The sequence below is a fragment of the Nitrincola alkalisediminis genome (assembly GCF_009821115.1).
Classification (GTDB): Bacteria; Pseudomonadota; Gammaproteobacteria; order Pseudomonadales; family Balneatricaceae; genus Nitrincola; species Nitrincola alkalisediminis.
Genome location: NZ_VYTY01000003.1, coordinates 463,046 through 481,379 on the forward strand (window position 1 = coordinate 463,046; position 18,334 = coordinate 481,379).

At 47.2% G+C, this 18,334-nt stretch carries 19 protein-coding genes; 16 read left to right on the top strand and 3 right to left on the bottom strand.

Annotation, left to right across the window (positions count from 1 at the left end; genetic code table 11):
- Window positions 1-53: 53 nt before the first annotated feature.
- The 3 genes from F5971_RS07590 to F5971_RS07600 all read right to left on the bottom strand — a co-directional run bounded on the left by F5971_RS07590 (window position 54) and on the right by F5971_RS07600 (window position 5,586).
- Window positions 54-2,276, bottom strand: coding sequence for a TonB-dependent receptor (locus tag F5971_RS07590; protein WP_051514164.1), 2,223 nt, complete (start codon window positions 2,274-2,276; stop codon window positions 54-56).
- A gap of 526 nt (window positions 2,277-2,802) precedes the next feature.
- Entirely contained in the window at window positions 2,803-4,983 is a 2,181-nt protein-coding gene (locus F5971_RS07595) for a TonB-dependent receptor (protein ID WP_036508189.1), read from the bottom strand.
- A 150-nt stretch (window positions 4,984-5,133) separates the two neighbouring features.
- Complete coding sequence (locus F5971_RS07600; RefSeq protein ID WP_193494587.1) at window positions 5,134-5,586, bottom strand: hypothetical protein; 453 nt, start codon at window positions 5,584-5,586, stop codon at window positions 5,134-5,136.
- A 110-nt stretch (window positions 5,587-5,696) separates the two neighbouring features.
- Between F5971_RS07600 and F5971_RS07605 the strand changes: the two genes are divergently transcribed.
- The 16 genes from F5971_RS07605 (at window position 5,697) to dmpH (ending at window position 18,303) form a co-directional block, all read left to right on the top strand.
- Window positions 5,697-6,308 carry a superoxide dismutase gene (locus F5971_RS07605; RefSeq protein WP_036508193.1) on the top strand — a complete coding sequence of 204 codons (612 nt, stop codon included), beginning with the start codon at window positions 5,697-5,699 and terminating at the stop codon, window positions 6,306-6,308.
- 88 nt (window positions 6,309-6,396) lie between these two features.
- Window positions 6,397-6,642 (top strand): type B 50S ribosomal protein L31, encoded by a 246-nt coding sequence (locus F5971_RS07610; RefSeq protein ID WP_036508195.1) that lies wholly within the window; start codon window positions 6,397-6,399, stop codon window positions 6,640-6,642.
- A 14-nt stretch (window positions 6,643-6,656) separates the two neighbouring features.
- Complete coding sequence (ykgO, locus tag F5971_RS07615) at window positions 6,657-6,797, top strand: type B 50S ribosomal protein L36 (RefSeq protein ID WP_036508197.1); 141 nt, start codon at window positions 6,657-6,659, stop codon at window positions 6,795-6,797.
- A gap of 441 nt (window positions 6,798-7,238) precedes the next feature.
- On the top strand, window positions 7,239-7,547 hold the full coding sequence (locus tag F5971_RS07620; RefSeq protein ID WP_193494588.1) for a phenol hydroxylase subunit: 309 nt from the start codon (window positions 7,239-7,241) through the stop codon (window positions 7,545-7,547).
- A 27-nt stretch (window positions 7,548-7,574) separates the two neighbouring features.
- Entirely contained in the window at window positions 7,575-8,561 is a 987-nt protein-coding gene (locus tag F5971_RS07625) for an aromatic/alkene monooxygenase hydroxylase subunit beta (RefSeq protein WP_193494589.1), read from the top strand.
- A 13-nt stretch (window positions 8,562-8,574) separates the two neighbouring features.
- Window positions 8,575-8,844, top strand: coding sequence for an MmoB/DmpM family protein (locus F5971_RS07630; protein ID WP_036508203.1), 270 nt, complete (start codon window positions 8,575-8,577; stop codon window positions 8,842-8,844).
- Window positions 8,845-8,872: 28 nt separating this feature from the next.
- Entirely contained in the window at window positions 8,873-10,375 is a 1,503-nt protein-coding gene (locus F5971_RS07635) for an aromatic/alkene/methane monooxygenase hydroxylase/oxygenase subunit alpha (RefSeq protein ID WP_036508205.1), read from the top strand.
- Between the two features lie 61 nt (window positions 10,376-10,436).
- A complete protein-coding gene (locus F5971_RS07640) occupies window positions 10,437-10,799 on the top strand; it encodes a phenol hydroxylase subunit P4 (protein ID WP_193494590.1) in 363 nt (120 codons plus the stop codon).
- A gap of 10 nt (window positions 10,800-10,809) precedes the next feature.
- Window positions 10,810-11,871, top strand: coding sequence for an NADH:ubiquinone reductase (Na(+)-transporting) subunit F (locus F5971_RS07645; protein ID WP_193494591.1), 1,062 nt, complete (start codon window positions 10,810-10,812; stop codon window positions 11,869-11,871).
- Between the two features lie 18 nt (window positions 11,872-11,889).
- Complete coding sequence (locus F5971_RS07650; protein WP_193494592.1) at window positions 11,890-12,198, top strand: 2Fe-2S iron-sulfur cluster-binding protein; 309 nt, start codon at window positions 11,890-11,892, stop codon at window positions 12,196-12,198.
- A 37-nt stretch (window positions 12,199-12,235) separates the two neighbouring features.
- Window positions 12,236-13,159 (top strand): catechol 2,3-dioxygenase, encoded by a 924-nt coding sequence (locus F5971_RS07655; RefSeq protein WP_036508216.1) that lies wholly within the window; start codon window positions 12,236-12,238, stop codon window positions 13,157-13,159.
- 62 nt (window positions 13,160-13,221) lie between these two features.
- Complete coding sequence (locus F5971_RS07660) at window positions 13,222-14,682, top strand: 2-hydroxymuconic semialdehyde dehydrogenase (protein WP_193494593.1); 1,461 nt, start codon at window positions 13,222-13,224, stop codon at window positions 14,680-14,682.
- A gap of 11 nt (window positions 14,683-14,693) precedes the next feature.
- Window positions 14,694-15,479 carry a 2-oxopent-4-enoate hydratase gene (dmpE, locus tag F5971_RS07665; RefSeq protein WP_193494594.1) on the top strand — a complete coding sequence of 262 codons (786 nt, stop codon included), beginning with the start codon at window positions 14,694-14,696 and terminating at the stop codon, window positions 15,477-15,479.
- Window positions 15,480-15,548: 69 nt separating this feature from the next.
- Window positions 15,549-16,460: an acetaldehyde dehydrogenase (acetylating) gene (locus F5971_RS07670; RefSeq protein ID WP_193494595.1), complete on the top strand. Its 912-nt coding sequence runs from the start codon at window positions 15,549-15,551 to the stop codon at window positions 16,458-16,460.
- Between the two features lie 14 nt (window positions 16,461-16,474).
- The gene (gene dmpG, locus F5971_RS07675; RefSeq protein WP_193494596.1) at window positions 16,475-17,512 is read left to right on the top strand and encodes a 4-hydroxy-2-oxovalerate aldolase; all 1,038 of its coding nucleotides are present in this window, start codon (window positions 16,475-16,477) and stop codon (window positions 17,510-17,512) included.
- Complete coding sequence (gene dmpH / locus F5971_RS07680) at window positions 17,512-18,303, top strand: 2-oxo-3-hexenedioate decarboxylase (RefSeq protein WP_193494597.1); 792 nt, start codon at window positions 17,512-17,514, stop codon at window positions 18,301-18,303. The genes dmpG and dmpH overlap by 1 nt, the downstream gene beginning before the upstream one ends.
- Window positions 18,304-18,334: the final 31 nt, after the last annotated feature.

Consider the following 18,334-nt stretch of genomic DNA (forward strand, 5'->3'; position numbering starts at 1 on the left):
CAAGCCATCAAGGATGTTTTACTCCATGGATGGCTTGATTGGATTCTTAATCTTTAAAAATTGTAGTTGAGGCTGAGTTTTATATTACGCGGATCCCCTGGCTTAAAATGACCGCGAGCACTGTAATCCGTTACGTATTCCTTGTCCGTTAGGTTGCTCACGTTGAGCTGGGCTTTAAGCTGGTTGGTGAATTCATAACTGGCCATTGCGTTCACCAGCGTGACACTGCCGGTTTCATAGAAGGCACGTTGCTGGCGCCAGTATGTATTGCCACTGTTATATTCGGCTCCAGCGCCTAAGGTGAGAGGGCCTTTAGCGTAAGTCATCCAGAGACTGGCAGATTGATCGGGGGCTGCCGTTAGGCCGTTTCCGAGAGTCGTATTGCCATTTGCGGCTGGCGCATCTTCTGTAACTTTGGCATTTTGCCGAGTATAGGTTCCAATAAGGCTCAGTTCATCACTTAATTGACCGGTTGCACTTAATTCAAAACCACGGCTGCGCTGCTCACCAGACGTTGTAATCTGATTGTCGACGGTGTCATAAACGTCTTTCGTTGTTTCAAAAAGGGCCGCGCCTAACAAAAGTCGATCATCAAAGAAGACCCATTTGGTTCCAATTTCTTTTGTGACGGACTCCAGTGGATCAAGCTTTGCATAGGCATCGGCTGTATTGGCGTTACCCTGTAAGACAAGGTCAGTGGCATTGGGCTGTTCTGAGTTCGATATAGAGGCATAGAGGCTGCCATTTTGCAGAGGTTTAAAGTTGATGCCTGCTTGCCAACTGATTAAGTCTGCATCTGTTTTTGCATGAACTTGTTGCCCCCCCGAGGTTTTGTACCCCTTTGCCGTGAAGTCTTCATAGCGCAGTCCAGCACTCAATTGTAGATATTGATTGAGTGTGGCTGTATTTGCAAAGTAGGCGGCTATACCTTTCGCGGTGGTGTCGGATGAGTAGCCATCTTTTTGCCAGCTTCCTGTGGCGGTGACACTGTCGGGGGTATTTAGATCGACGCTAGTCGCAGAAAGTGTGATGCCCGAAGTGTCGATAACTGGGATTTTTTTATTTTCTCGGTAGACTTCGGCCCCGACAACGAGGTCGTGTTTTACCGAGCCTGTATACACTTCTCCAATGGCATCTAATTGAGTAACAAAGAGTTTGTCTTCACTAAACTGCGCCATGAAAGGTGAAACATTGACGCTGCCATCATAGTTCGGTGCACTGTTATTACCGAGATTTAAAAGGGCAGGCCGGGTGGTGATGGATTGGCGTTCATTGGTTCCAATACGCGTTTGGCTGCGAAGGTTCCAGGCATCATTGACTTCGTGATTGATGATCGCCGTTAGGCTTGTGGCATCGACTTCTTCAAAGTCACGGCCTTTAACACCGTAATAGTTGCCCCAATTGCTTTTTGATATAGGCCCTTCGGGCATGCCTAACTGCGCGGCCGCCGCTGCATTCACAAAAGGAAGACCCATTACGGGTGTGTTGTCTTGTTGCATATGAAACAGGTTCAGTGTTAAGTCTGTTTTGTCACTGATCTGAAGGAAGTAAGAGGATGCGATGGCTAAAGTTTGATAATCTTCTTCGCCATTGCCAAGATAATCACCACCGCTTTGTGCCAAAAGATTAATTCTAAGCGCACTGTCATCTGACAGCTGGTGATTAAAATCACCGGTAATTCGTCCTAACTCACCTTGATCATATGAAAGATTAATCGTATTAAAGTTGCGGTCTGTACGTGCGCTTTTTGTCACTAGATTAACGGTCCCGCCGGCCGATCCTTTCCCGTATAGACTCCCGGATGACCCCTTCGCAACTTCGATCTGCTCGGTATTGAAAATATCGCGACTGTAGGTTGAAAGATCCCGAATACCATCAGTGTAAATGCTACCGTTAACATCAAATCCACGAATAGTAATTGTGTCGCCTGTGGTGACGTTCCCCCCTCCACCTTCTCCAGCCGCAAAAGTGGAGACACCTGCGACGTTGCGTAAAGCGTCTTGAAGGTTGGTCACTCCTTGGTCGTGCATCAATACGTCATTAACAATCGTCAGTGTTTTTGGTGTGTCAACGAGATCCTGTGTGAGTTTCACATTGGCTGATTTCTCAACATGATAGGTTTGTTCTGATTCTGCCGATACTTCCAGTGTCGGTAGCTGAACGTTGTCCGTTTGTGCATAAGCGTGTGTCACCATGAGTGACAGGGCAGAGCCGATCGCTAAGGCTAAGGGGCTGGGTTTGCAGGTGTGTATCTTGCAGCATAGATGGTTTTGCATTGGAGTTCCTTTCTATGTTTTTTTAATGGGGAATAAAAATGCGACTAACAATAGTTGTCACACATCCTTTTTGTTGAGAAGGCGTTGTGTACTAAATTCAGGAGAGGCTGGCACTGGCTGGCGAAGCGGGATTTCCGTCAGTAGGCTTTAGGCGATTGGGAGATGCGCCAGATCAATACTTGAAAATTGTCCGCTCAAGGCTCAATTAATAAAACTAAATGAGTCTATTGCGCGATTTTAGTTGTTTTTTACAATAATGCAAATAATAATGATTTGTATTAAATATAATCTTTTGTGTTCAAGGATTGACTGGGCATGAGTGCGTTGGGGTGACTAAGCGTGTTGATGAAGATCAGAAAAGCGGTAGGGCTTGTTATTATTATCACTGGAGTGTGTTTGTTTCTCGTCAACTTGGTTGATATTTTGCTGTAAAGAGAGTGTAGGTGTTGTCACACAGAATATTGATTAGAAGCCACTGAACATCAGTGATGTCCGTGACTTCTAATCGAGTTGTAATCGCTAAGCTTTAATCAAACGCGTAGTTCACACGAAAGAGTAGGCTTCTTGGTGTTCCTGGCATTGCGCTGGATCGCCAGTATTCCTTATCCAGTAAGTTGCTGACGGCAAGTGACATGCGCCAATTATCTATGTTGTACCCTACCGCAGCATCAACACGGTTAAAGCCATCTAATTTAGTGGTGTTGCTTAAGTTCGTCCATGAATCTCCGACATGCGTTACCCCAATTTCGCCGTAGGAGTGTTCGTTAGGCAGGTATCGCAGAAAGAGGTTTCCAGTGTTTCGTGCGACTCCGGCTAAACTTTTTCCCGTGTTCGCTGGCGTGGCTTTGTCTTCTTTTACGGATGCCTCGTTGTAACCATAACCGCCTCGAACATAGAGCTGGTCGGTGAGGCGTCCAATAAAGCTGAGTTCAAGGCCTTTAGACTGATGTTGTCCTTGTACTTCCCAAGTATAAGGGTCATTGGTTGGATCTGGACGGTAGCGAATGTTGTTTTTCCGTATGTCATAGATTGCGAATTGTGTGCTTAGACGTTGATTCAGGAGATCACTTTTAATGCCTATTTCATATTGATCGTTAAATTGCGGATCGGCGTCAAAGAGTTCAAGGTTTTGGTTGGCGCTGATTGGATTGACACCGACGCGTCCTCCAAAAGGAGCAAAGCTTCGGCTATAGGAGGCATACAGTGTGTGATCTTGGAAAGGGCGCCAAACAACGCCAATATTCGGGCTAAAGGTACTGTCATCAATGCTTCTTTCAAAGTTGGGATTACTGCTCGCTAGCAAGCGATTTTCCGATAGGCTTTTATAATAATCGTAACGAACACCCAGCATTAGATCGAGATCATCGGTCAGTCCAATTAAATCTTGTACAAACAGCCCGTAGTTGGTGCCTTTGGAGTAATTGTGTGTTCGTATCTCTAGATCTCCTGAGCCTCTAGAGCTGGATCTTTCACCCGTTAAGGGGTTTACATATCCAAATATGGGGGACCTATCCTTGTTTTCATTGGCAAGTTTGGGTTCTCGTTGTTCGATGGAATAATCAAATCCGAGGGTTAAACGGTGTTTTAACGAACCTGTCATGAACTCACCCAGCAAGCTCAGATTGTTGCTGAAGGTTGTGTTAGCTGTTTCTTGCCAATAATACACTTGGCTGATATCGCCAACATGGCCTACACAGCTACCGCCAGTTCTGACTACGGTTGACTCGCTGGCGCAATAGGTTCCTAAATAAAAATGATCGAAGTTTTGATAGGCTTCGCGATAACTAGCAGCCCATTGCATCTGCCATTGGTCATTAAGTTGGTACTTCAAATCAGAGCGAAGCACTTGCAACTTATCATCAACAAAGTCACCGGGTTGTGCAAATCCGGTTTTGATCGAGGTACCATCCGGTAAATTTTCAAAGGCAGGCCCGCGATCTGGGATTCGGTGCAATTTGTCGTAGGTATACTGTGCCGTCCAGGTGAGTCCTTCGTAGTTGTCGTAGGTAATGCTCGGAGACAGCATTTCAATTTCGTTTTTTATCCCGCTTCTGAAACTCTCACTTTGGCCATGCTCGCCTGTCAGTCTAACAGCCCAATTATCGGAAATGACTTCATTAATGTCGACGACAACCCCTTGGTTATCATAAGAGCCTGCATAAGCTCCTATAGAACTTTTGGACTCAAAGTTGGCTGATTTACTGACCATATTGATCACTCCGCCGCCACCACTGCGACCATAGAGGACAGATGCAGGACCTTTAAGTATCTCAATACGTTCTACATTGGCGGTGCTGCGGCGAACTTGGCCACTTTCTCTATTGCCATCTCGGTAAATATCCCCGGTGTCTGCACTGAATCCACGTAACATGATGCCATCACCGCGCATGTCGTACGATGTAGAGACCCCTGGGGTTCCTTGAAGCATGACGCTTAGATCATTGGACCCGTAGAGTTTGTATTTCTGAACATCCAGTGTGTCAATTGTTTGTGGAATTTGTTTCTTATCTAAATTGTTTCGTGTCACGCTGGCCTGCTGGTAGTCGACATAGGTGCGTGTGGGGTCATTCTCCTCTAGGGCTTCGACCATGAGGGTGGGTAGAACGGCACGTATTTGGGTGTCGGCATGCGCTTGTGTAACGTACGTCATTGTTGGAGCAAGGGAGAGTGAAAGCAGCAGTAACGGGTGTTTTTTCTTAAAAGTCATGATAGCCATCTTGTAACGGTGGTGGATTTAAAACACAGACGTTTTGTTACATCCATTTTTTGTCTGCATACTGGAAATCCTTTTCAGATATGGGTCTCGCTTCATCGTAAGGTTATGTTTAAAAAGCAAATAATGACTCTGTTTGCATTTTTAATGCAGAATTCTTTCGGTCATCTTTTCATCTTGATGGCAAGTACAAGCGCAGATGTCATGCTGAGTTTTTTCGCACGCTCTGTGCCTGAAAAGCTCTCGTCTCAATCGACAGCTTTCTTGAAGAAATGCCAACGCAAGATTGGGGTCATCCTGCGCATCGGATGCAGCCTCTTCATAGAGATTGAGATAACGCTCTAAAGTGGAAAAACAACGAGGCCAGCGTGCTTGTCTTGCATAGACATCCGCAAGATTTTGAATACTGATCGAAAGACAAATGATGTGTATCATCGTAGGTTTATCATCTGTGCTAGACAGGTTTCGCTCTGAATAAGCTGTTTTCATCAACTCAATTGCATCAAGGTAAAGTACTTCTGCATGTGCATAGATTTCACTCTTAAAGGCGATATTTGCTTGTTGCGTGATGTGTTTCCAAAGCGCTAGATCTGCCATAGCTCACCTCAGTAATGGAGGGTATTCAAAACAAGTTTGCAAATAATAGTTGTTTTTCTATTTAATGCAAATAATAATGATTGTTATTATGTTTAGATTTGGAGTTGAGTATGGCCTTTGAGTTACCGAAATTACCCTATGAGTACGCTGATCTTGAGCCCCATATCGATGCGTTAACGATGGAAATTCATCATTCGCGTCATCATCAAACCTACGTAAATGGACTCAATGCGGCAATAGAAGGGACAGACTTTGAAGTCTATGCTTTGGATGAGTTGGTGAGACGTTGTTATTCACTGCCTGAAACCTTGCAAACCGCCGTCCGAAATCATGGTGGCGGGCATGCAAATCACAGTCTGTTTTGGGAGGTAATGTCGCCAAATGGAGGTGGACTTCCTGAAGGGGTGTTATTGAACGAGATTGAGGCTACCTTCGGTTCGTTTGAAGCTTTCAAAACGTTATTTATTGAGGCCGCTATTAAGCGCTTTGGCAGTGGCTGGGCGTGGTTAGTGGTCAATCCAGATAAAACGCTGAGCGTTACTAGCAGTGCCAATCAAGACAGCCCACTGATGGATGGACAATTTCCAATATTGGGTCTAGATGTCTGGGAGCATGCCTATTATTTGAAATACCAAAATAAACGTCCTGAGTACATAGCGGCGTTTTTTAATGTGATCAATTGGCCTCGAGTGTCAGAGCTATACGACAAAGCGGTTGGCTAGTTAATTGCTTTGTTTTATTCGAAGAATCAGGGGCCTCTCCCTGATTTTTTTAACGCCACTTAAGTTATGATATAACATAGGATTTGTAATGAAAAAGTCTATCCACCCTGCTTATGATTATGTGATTTTCCGGGATACCAGTTGTGGCAAAATGTTCAGGATTCGATCGACTTGCCAGTCCAAAGACACAATTGTTTGGGAAGATGGTAAAACCTATCCTGTTATCAACTTAGATATCTCCAGTGCCTCTCATCCCATGTACACAGGTGAGCAACGGATTGTCAGCAATGAGGGCCGTATTGCCCGCTTCAACAAACGCTTTGGTCGTTCTTAATAGGAGATTTAATCATGCAGGTTGTCAGCTCACTCAAAACCGCCAAAGCACGCCATCCTGATTGCCAAGTTGTCAAACGAAGAGGTCGCTATTACGTGATATGTAAGAGCAATCCTCGTTTCAAAGCACGTCAGGGGGGTGGAAAGAAGCGCTAGTGTGTCTTAGGTCAACTTAATACGAGGCACTATCGCCACTATTAACGAATGAGGCTCTTCCTATTGGTGATTATTGGGAAGAGCATTCAAATTTAGACTCTTTCTTTGCTAGATCTTAGACAAGTTTGATGGGTCAGAATAATACGACTAGCAAGTCGTTCATATTGTGTGAGTATCAGACGGCTATTGATCAAATGATCATGCCTAAAAAATCACTTAATCATTTGGTTAACGTCCTCGCCTTTAAACCATCGACCTTGCCTAACTCTTTTTGATAAAAGGGTAGAGCGATTTTTTTGATCCATGCTTTTTTATTTATATTTCAATTGATTAGATATATGCATGACCTGCATTTGAGCCATGAAGAGGATATGGCACAGCCCTTGCTTTAGTACTTCTGACAATGACGACATAACAAGATAAAAAGTCAGAGGTTACGCAATGCCAAATTTGCATGTTTATCACAACCCTTCACCCCGTCCTCGAACAGGTGTCGATGGCCTAAAAAAATACATTCGAGTTCGTAGTGAGCCGGGTGCCCGTTTTGTCGAATTCGATTTTGCAATCGAAGATCCCTCTCTTTTTGTCGAGCTGATCATGCCACCGACCGCATTTGAGGCCTTCTGCAAGAATAATCATGTCATTCACATGACCGATGAGCAGATGGCTGAAGTTGATGCTGAGTTAGAAAAGTGGCGCTATGGCGAAGACACGCTAATGAGCAAAAATCACAACCGTTCTGTTGAATAAAAATAACATCAACTTTGAGTGACGCTTATGACCATTGAAATTAAAACGTCAACACTGGAGCCAGTGCGTAATACCTTTGCCAATATCGAACGTCGATTTGGTGATAAACCCGCTTCACGTTATCAGGAAGCAACCTATGACCTGCAAGCAGAAACAAATTTTCATTATCGGCCATTATGGCAACCTGAATTTGAGTTGAACGATAAAAACCGTACCAAAATCGTGATGGAAGATTGGTATGCGCTAAAAGATCCTCGTCAATTCTATTATGGTGCCTATGTTCAACAGCGTGCCAAAATGCAAGAAGCCGCTGAAAGTAGTTATGCTTTTTTTGAAAAACGTAACTTGGCAGACTATTTAAGTGATGATGTTAAAAACTTGCTAATTACGTATTTAATACCCCTAAGACATATCGAAAACACCGCTAATTTAAACAATATGTATGGCTGTGCATTTGGTTATGGTACAGCCATAACTCAAGCCTTGTTATATAACGCCATGGATCGTCTGGGTATTGCTCAATATGTATCACGTATCGGCCTCATGCTGGATGGTAATACAGGTCAATCCTTAATCGAATCCAAGCAGCACTGGATGGAAAATCCTGCATGGCAGGGTATGCGTGCGCTCTGCGAGGAGATGACGACCGTTGAAGATTGGTTCGAGGTAGTGCTGGCGCAGAACCTCGTAATGGACACCCTAGTTTTCAACCTTTTCTACGAACAACTTGACGGCAAACTCGCATCGATGGGTGGTCGTGACATCGCTATGTTGACCGAGTTTATGCAGGCCTGGAACAAGGATGTGAGTAAATGGTTCGACTCTGTCCTAAAAACGGTCGCTTCAGAATCGGATGAGAATAAGGCCATGCTGCATGCTTGGACTGATAAATGGCAGTCGAAAGTGCGGGACGCCTTGAGACCTGTTATTCACGAACTGCTTGAACCAGAAGCGCTTGATTTAGCAGTCGCAGAGCTTGAAAAGCGCATTAAAAAAGCCGGAATAACAGCCTAAGGGGTTTAGTAGCATGTCCAAAGTCTATATCGCGTTACAAGACAACGACGAATCGCGTTACATCATTGAAGCGATTGAACAAGACAACCCGGATGCAACCGTCATTCATCAACCCGCCATGATTCGCATCGAGAATGAAAACTCTCTGGTCGTTAAGCGCGAAACCGTTGAAGAAAAAATGGGGCGTGACTGGGATGTTCAAGAGTTGCATCTCAACCTCATCACACTGGGTGGCAATGTCGACGAAGATGATGATCAGCTCAGTTTAAGCTGGAATGTTTGATTGTTATTAAAATAAAAAGGGTCAGAAAATGTCAGCTAAAAAGCTTAACTTAAAAGATAAGTACAGATTATTAACACGAGATCTTGACTGGGAATACTCTTACGCAGATCGTAAAAAAGCATTTCCTTATGAAGAGTTTGAAGGCATTAAAATTACGGATTGGTCTAAATGGGAAGATCCTTTCAGATTAACCATGGATGCCTACTGGAAATATCAGGCTGAAAAGGAGAAAAAACTCTACGCCATATTCGATGCCTTTGCACAAAACAATGGCCATTTAAATGTGACTGATGCGCGTTATGTGAATGCCATTAAAATCTTTTTAACCGGTGTGTCTCCTTTAGAGTATCAAGCCTACCAAGGTTATGCCCATGTCGGTCGTCAGTTTGGTGGTGCGGGTGCACGCGTGGCTTGTCAGATGCAATCGATCGATGAGTTGCGTCATGTTCAAACGCAAATTCACGCCATGAGCCATTACAACAAGTACTTTGATGGCTTTCAAGATTGGACGCACATGCATGATCGCGTGTGGTACTTGTCAGTGCCGAAATCCTTCTTTGACGATGCGCGCAGCGCGGGACCATTTGAGTTCCTGATTGCCATCAGCTTCAGTTTTGAATATGTCTTAACCAACCTGCTGTTCGTTCCTTTCATGTCGGGTGCGGCGCATAACGGCGACATGGCCACCTGTACGTTCGGCTTCTCCGCTCAATCCGATGAAGCACGTCATATGACTCTAGGTCTGGAAATCATCAAGTTCCTGCTGGAGCAACACGAAGACAACGTGCCGATTGTGCAGAAGTGGATTGATAAATGGTTCTGGCGTGGCACGCGCTTGCTATCCATTGTTGCCATGATGATGGACTACATGTTGCCCAACAAAGTGATGTCCTGGAAAGAAGCCTGGGAAGTCTACTTTGAAGAAGCCGGTGGTGCGCTTTTCAAAGACTTAGCTCGCTACGGCATCCGCATGCCGAAGTTTGTTGAAGTCACTGAAAAAGAGAAGGAGCACATCTCGCATCAAGCTTGGTGGATTTTCTACAACTACGGCCATGCCGCTGGTTTCCATACCTGGATTCCCAGTGATGAAGAGCTGGATTGGTTGAGTGAAAAATACCCCGATACCTTTGACAAATACTATCGTCCCCGCTGGGAGCTGGCGAAGAAAATGGAAGCGGAAGGTAAGCGCTTCTACAGCCAGGCGCTGCCGCAACTCTGTACCACCTGTCAGATTCCGATGGGCTTTACCGAGATGGATGATCCAACTCAAATTGCCTATCGCTCAAGCGATTACGAAGGAGAGAAATACCACTTCTGTTCTGATGGCTGCAAACACATCTTTGATGAAGAACCTGAAAAGTATGTTCAGTCCTGGTTGCCCGTGCATCAGATTTATCAAGGAAACTGTGGTGGTGCCAGCGTGGAAGAAGTACTGCGCGACTACTACAAACTGAACCTTGGCGCTGACAACTTAGACATTAAGGGTTCACCCGATGAGCAGCGCTGGAAAGAGTGGAAGGGTGTCGCTTAATTCTCCTCAGAGTCATTCAAGATGTGAGCCACCTCGGTGGCTCCAGAGATAGGAAACGATTATGTCAGTAAGAGCCATTACGCCTGACTACAAAGTGCAGGCACGGGACAGAGTTGAAAATTTTCACGGAAATCAAATTGTGTATGTCGCTTGGGATCGTCATTTGATGTTCTGTGCGCCCTTTGCTTATGCACTGCCGCCGACCATGACCTTTGCCGAGTTACGTGACCAAGTCATGCCCGAAGCCTTCGGCTTGCATGAAGAGTTTTCCAAAATCAATTGGGAAACGACAACTTGGTTGCTAGATAACCAGCCTTTTACTCCCGATCTGAATCAATCACTAAAAGCACAAGGTGTCGGTCATAAATCGGTATTGCGATTCCAAACACCTGAGCTGACAGGGTTCCAGGGCAAAGCGGTTTAAGGAGCAGGTCATGACGTACGAAGTGACAGTGGAACCTACGGGTGATGTGATCGAAGTAGAAGAGGGGCAAACCATCTTGGATGCTGCGCTCCGTCAAGGCGTTTGGTTACCCTTTGCCTGTGGTCATGGCACTTGTGGCACCTGCAAAGTTCAAGTGGTGGAAGGGGATGCGGATCTAGGCAATGCATCACCCTTTGCCTTAATGGATGTTGAGCGTGACGAAGGTAAAGTGTTGGCCTGTTGTGCCATTCCGGAATCTGACCTAGTGATAGAAGCGGATATCGATGTTGATCCCGACTTTGAAGGCTATTCGGTTGAAGACTTTAGCGCCAAAGTGATCAAGATTGATGATTTATCCCCCACTATTAAAGGGATCACGCTTGAATTGGATCATCCGATCACCTTTCAAGCGGGGCAGTATATCAATCTGGAAATACCTGATGTGGAAGGCAGTCGCGCTTTTTCCATTGCTAACTCGCCCTCTCATTCATCAATTGTCGAGCTCCATGTGCGGTTAGTACCTGGTGGTGCGGCGACGACCTGGTTGCATAAAACCCTAAAAGAGGGTGATGAGCTGTCACTGTCAGGTCCTTACGGGCAGTTCTTTGTGCGTAAGTCGGATGTTAAAGATGTGATCTTTATCGCTGGGGGATCGGGTTTATCCAGCCCTCAGTCGATGATTATGAATCTCTTGGAGCAGGGCGATACACGTCAAATCTATCTGTTCCAAGGCGCACGAAACCTGTCTGAGCTCTATAACCGGGATCTGTTAACCGAGCTGGCTGAAAAACACAGTAATTTTCATTACATCCCGGCTTTAAATGCCCCTGCGGCTGAAGATCAGTGGCAAGGTTTTACGGGTTATGTTCATGAAGCCGCTATTGATCATTTTGACGGTAAATTTGCAGGCCATAAAGCCTATCTGTGCGGCCCTCCACCGATGATCGATTCTGCTATTAGCGCCTTGATGCAAGGGCGTGTCTTTGAAGCAGATATCCATATGGAGAAATTCCTGACCGCTGCAGATGGTGCTGAGTCTGAAACTCGATCAGCACTGTTTAAGCGCATTTAGTGATGGGGGTCTGATCAGATGAATGCAACCCGTCAGTATCAGATTGAAGTCACGAATCGCCAACAACAGTTTGCAGTGCCTGAAGGTGAATTGTTACTGCATGCCATGGAAAAAACTTGCCTACAGGTTATTCAGGTTGGTTGTCGAGGTGGAGGCTGTGGGATGTGCAAAATCAGAGTGTTGCAAGGTAGTTTTCGCGCTAAACGGATGAGCAAAGCTCACATTACTGAACAAGACGCAGAAGCAGGCTATGTCTTGGCATGTCGAGTCTTCCCTGAAAGTGATTTGGTTATCGAGTCAGACCACTTCAACGATTTATCTATATAAAAACAGCGTGACATAACAAATATAAGAGGAAACGATCATGAAAAAAGGTGTAATGCGTCCAGGACATGTACAAATTCGTGTATTGGATCTTGAAGAAGCCCGTAAACACTATGTTGACCTACTGGGCTTAATTGAGATGGATTCCGATGACCAAGGACGCGTGTATCTCAAAGCCTGGACAGAAGTGGATAAGTACTCGGTCATTCTAAGAGAGTCCGATGAGCCGGGGATGGATTTTATGGGGTTTAAATGCCTAAACGAAGCCGTTCTGGACTCCCTAGCTGAAGAAATCCGCGCCTTGGGTATCTCTGTAACCGAATTACCCTCCGGCGATTTGAAAGATTGCGGCCGTCGCATGCAGTTTGTGGCGCCGACGGGTCATACCTTTGAACTTTTTGCCACCAAAGAGCAAACGGGCAAGTGGGGAATTAGCAGCGTTAATCCAGAGGCCTGGCCACGCGGCTTAAAAGGGATGCAAGCCAACCGCTTCGATCACTGCTTGTTGTACGGTGATGACCTTGAAGGAAACCTGACGCTCTTCCGAGATGTACTGGGCTTTGATTTGGCTGAGCAAGTCGTTGACCCTGAACAGAATCGTGTTGCGCTGTTTTTAACCGCATCAATGAAAGCACACGACATAGCGTTTATTAAACATGCAGAAAAGAACAAGTTCCATCACGCCTCTTTTTATCTTGAAACTTGGCAGGATGTGCTCAAAGCCGCCGATCTTATTTCAATGACAGACACGTCAATTGATATTGGCCCAACCCGTCATGGCTTAACGCATGGTCAAACAATCTACTTCTTTGATCCATCGGGTAATCGTAATGAGGTTTTTGCTGGGGGGGATTATCACTACCCTGATCACGAGACGGTGACTTGGAAAGCGGAAGACCTTGGAAAAGCGATTTTCTACCATGATCGTCAACTGAACGAGCGTTTCTTAACGGCGTTGACCTGATCCTAGTCTGTGCTAATGCCAAACGATTAGCACTTTTTTTAGTTTGTATGCGAGAAAGCACGATGAATGAATTTAAACATTTCATCAACGGAGCCTATGTGGGCTCCGCGAGTGGAAAAACCTTTGAAAACCGTTGTCCTGTGGATAACAGCCTGATTGGTTTGGTGCATGAAGCGGGCCTTGACGAGGTGGATCAAGCGGTGAGGGCCGCGAAAGCGGCGCTTAAAGGTCCTTGGGGTCAATTAAGCCAGACTCAGAGAATAGAGCTATTGAACAGTGTGGCGGAACGCATTAATCAACGTTTTGATGAGTTTTTAGAGGCCGAATGTCGCGATACAGGTAAGCCCTATTCAATCGCCAGCCATATTGATATTCCGCGTGGTGCTGCAAACTTTAAAGCCTTTTCGGAAACCCTGGCGAATCATCCGACGGAGGCCTTTCGCTTAGATACGCCTGATCAGTTAGGTGCGATCAATCTTGGCCATCGGACACCTAAAGGGGTGATCGCCGTGATTTCGCCTTGGAACCTTCCGTTATTGTTAATGACCTGGAAGGTCGGGCCTGCATTGGCCTGTGGTAATACCGTGGTGGTAAAACCGTCCGAAGAAACACCTGCGACAACCACGCTGTTAGGAGAGGTGATGAATGAGTGCGGTGTTCCACCGGGTGTATTCAATGTTGTGCATGGGTTTGGACCCAACTCGGCGGGTGAGTTTTTAACGACCCATCCGTTGATAGATGCCATTACCTTTACGGGAGAGACTCGCACGGGTGAAGCGATTATGAAAGCGGCAGCCGTGGGTTTGCGCAACATATCCTTGGAGTGTGGCGGAAAGAATCCAGGAATCGTCTTTGCTGATTGTGATCTCGAAAAAGCCGTTGAGGGCACCATGCGTTCAGCGTTTGTGAACTGCGGTCAAGTCTGCTTAGGCACTGAGCGCGTCTACGTCGAACGTCCTGTGTATGACGCCTTTCTCAAGCGCATGAAAGAGCAGGTCGCTAAGCTGAAACTGGGCCGTCCAGAAGATCCCGCCGCCAACTTTGGTCCGCTGGTCAGCTTAGAACACCGCAACAAAGTGAAATACTACTATGACCTAGCTTTGGAAGAAGGCGCCACTGTTGAAATCGGTGGGGGTATTCCGGATATGGGCGAAGAACTAAACGGCGGTGCTTGGATTGAACCGACCATCTGGACAGGTCTAGCCGATGATGCGCGTGTGATTCGTGAAGAGATCTTTGGCCCGTGCTGCCATATTCGTCCTTTCGATACGGAGGAAGAAGTCATTCAGCTAGCCAACGATACGGAGTACGGCTTGGCGGCCGCCATTTGGACTGAAAACTCCTCGCGCGCCATTCGTGTGGCTGAACAGATTGAAGCCGGTTTGGTGTGGGTGAACTCTTGGTTCCTACGTGATTTACGAACCGCTTTCGGTGGCGCAAAACAGTCTGGCATTGGCCGTGAAGGTGGTGTCCATGGTTTGGAGTTTTACACCGAGCTAAAAAATATCTGCATTAAGCTATAAGGATCACGACGATGGACAAGCAACAGATTCAAGCCTGCGGTGATGAACTCTTTGACGCGATGGTACAGCGTAAAGCGTTGCGCCCTCTGACAGAACGCTTCAGTGAAATCACCCTCGATGATGCCTATAACATATCCTTGCGTATGCTTGAGCGTCGCTTAGACGCGGGTGAGCGCATCATTGGTAAAAAGATCGGAGTGACCTCCAAAGCGGTACAGAACATGCTGAATGTGCATCAACCGGACTTTGGTTACCTGACCGATGCCATGGCCTTTAGCCAAGGCGAAGAGATGCCGATCTCCACGCGTTTAATGCAACCGCGTGCTGAAGGCGAAATCGCCTTTATCCTGAAAAAAGACCTGCTAGGCCCGGGTATTACCAATGCCGATGTCTTGGCCGCAACTGAATGCGTGATGCCTTGCTTTGAAGTGGTTGATTCCCGCATTGAGAACTGGCAGATCAAAATCCAAGACACTATCGCGGATAACGCCTCTTGCGGTCTGTTTGTTCTTGGTGATCGTGCTGTTGATCCACGCAAAGTCGATTTAGCCACTTGCGGCATGGTGGTGGAAAAGAACGGCTCCGTGATCAGCACCGGTGCCGGTGCGGCTGCTCTAGGCAGCCCAGTGAACTGTGTCACTTGGTTAGCCAATACCTTGGGTCACTTCGGTATTCCACTAAAAGCGGGTGAAGTGATTCTGTCCGGTTCATTAGTCCCCCTAGAACCTGTTCAGGCAGGGGACTTTATGAGCTTGAGTATCGGTGGTATCGGCAAGGCTTCTGTGCGCTTTGTTTAATCGGAATGCTGTTGTCTCGACTCAGTATTTTATTGACTCAGTGTCACGACTTAATTCAGGAATTTAACCATGAGCAAAAAACTCAAAGCGATCATCATCGGTCCCGGCAATATCGGTACCGACTTGTTGATGAAAATGCAGCGTTCAGAATGGATTGAACCCGTGTGGATGGTCGGTATCGACCCCGAATCCGAAGGCTTAAAGCGTGCGGCCACAATGGGCATTAAAACCTGTGCAACGGGAGTGGATGGCGTTTTACCTCACGTGATTGAAGACGATATCCGTGTCGCCTTTGATGCCACCTCCGCCTATGTGCATGCCGAAAACAGCCGCAAGCTGAATGAACTGGGCGTGATCATGATCGACCTAACACCCGCCGCGATTGGCCCTTATTGCGTGCCCCCGGTAAACCTTACGGATCATGCCAAAAACCTGGAGATGAACGTCAATATGGTCACCTGTGGTGGCCAAGCCACCATTCCGATGGTGGCGGCGGTCTCTCGTGTCCAACCCGTTGCCTATGGCGAAATCGTTGCCACCGTTTCTTCTCGATCCGTCGGTCCTGGAACACGTCAGAACATTGATGAGTTCACCCGTACCACCGCCAGTGCAGTAGAAAACGTGGGCGGTGCTAAACAGGGCAAAGCGATCATCATCATTAACCCGGCTGAACCACCACTGATGATGCGTGACACCATTCACTGCTTGACCGAGAGCGAACCCGATCAAGCCGCGATCACCGAATCCGTGCATGCCATGGTGAAGGATGTACAAAAATACGTTCCCGGCTATCGCTTGGTCAATGGCCCGGTCTTTGACGGCAATCGCGTGTCTTGCTTTATGGAAGTGGAAGGTCTTGGTGACTTCCTGCCTAAATACGCAGGCAACCTCGACATCATGACCGCTGCGGGTCTTCGTACCGCCGAGATGTTTGCTGAAGAAGCCGCCAATGGCGTGATTACATTACCGGCACGTGGCTAAGGGGAGAAACAACAATGAACTTACAAGGTAAACAAGTCACCCTGCACGACATGAGCTTGCGTGATGGGATGCATGCCAAACGTCATCAAATCAGCATTGAACAGATGGTCGCAATCGCCAAAGGGATGGATGAAGCGGGGATGCCCTTAATCGAGGTCACTCACGGTGATGGTCTCGGCGGTGCGTCAGTCAACTACGGCTTCCCTGCCCACAGTGATGAGGAATACCTCAAGGCGGTCATCCCACAGATGAAAAACGCCAAAATCTCGGCACTGCTATTACCCGGTATTGGCACCGTCGATCACTTAAAGATGGCGAGAGACTGCGGTGTCAGCACCATTCGTGTCGCCACCCACTGTACTGAAGCCGATGTATCCGAACAGCATATTGGCATGGCCGCCAACATGGGCATGGACACCGTGGGCTTCCTGATGATGGCGCACATGGTTGAACCCGAGAAGGTCCTCGAACAAGCCAAACTGATGGTCGGTTACGGTGCGAACTGTATCTATGCCACCGACTCTGCCGGTTACATGCTGCCGGATGATGTGACCGCCAGAATCGGCCTACTCAAAGCTGAACTGCCGGCTAACATCGAGATCGGCTTCCACGGTCATCATAACTTAGGCATGGGTATTGCCAATTCACTGGCGGCGATTGAAGCCGGTGCCACACGTATCGATGGCTCGGTTGCAGGTCTTGGCGCTGGGGCAGGGAATACGCCGTTAGAAGTCTTCTGCGCCGTACTGGATCGCATGCAGGTCAGCACCGGAATCGATCTCTACAAGATCATGGATGTGGCCGAAGACTTGGTCGTTCCGATGATGGATCAACCGATTCGTGTTGACCGAGATGCGCTGACGCTGGGCTATGCCGGTGTCTATTCCTCCTTCCTACTCTTCGCTCAACGTGCTGAGAAGAAATACGGCATTCAAGCTCGTGACATCCTCGTAGAACTCGGTCGTCGCGGCACCGTGGGTGGTCAGGAAGATATGATCGAAGACCTTGCCCTCACCATGGCGAAACAGAAACAAGCCCAAGGAGCCAAGTAATGGGAAATCTAACACGTGCACAAATTGAAGAGCTGGCCACCTATTGTGAAGAGGCAGAACTGAAAGCCTACGAAATCACCAAGGTTACTGAAAAATATCCCGAGATGACCTACGAAGATGCCTTTGATGTGCAGTGGGAAGTGAGGCGTCGTAAAGAAGCCCGTGGCCATAAGATCGTGGGCATGAAAATGGGCCTCACCTCTTGGGCGAAGATGGCACAGATGGGTGTGGAACACCCATGTTACGGCTACTTAGTCGATTACTTCAGTGTGCCGGAAGGCGGCGAGATCAAGATGGATGAACTCATCCATCCCAAGATCGAAGCGGAAATCGCCTTTGTCACCAAAGCGCCCTTAAAAGGCCCAGGTGTTCACATTGGTGATGTGATGCGCGCCACGGACTTTATCATTCCTGCCGTGGAAGTGATCGACTCGCGCTACAAGGACTTTAAGTTCGACCTGAAAAGCGTCATCGCGGATAACTCCAGCTCGACCCGTTTTATCACGGGCGGTCGTATGGCCCGTCTGGAAGATGTGGATGTGACCACCTTAGGTGTGGTGATGGAGATCAACGGTGAAGTGGTGGCTACTGGTGCAGGTGCGGCTGTACTGGGACACCCTGCTGCTTCAGTTGCGATGCTGGCGAATATGCTGGGAGAGCGAGGAGAAGAGATCCCTGCGGGTACCTTCATTATGACAGGAGGTATCACCGCCGCTGTGACTGTCAATCGGGGTGATTCGATCAATATCCGTTATCAGGATCTGGGAACGATTAGTGCGAAGTTTGTTTGACCTGAATGCTGTATTCCAACAATAAAATTAA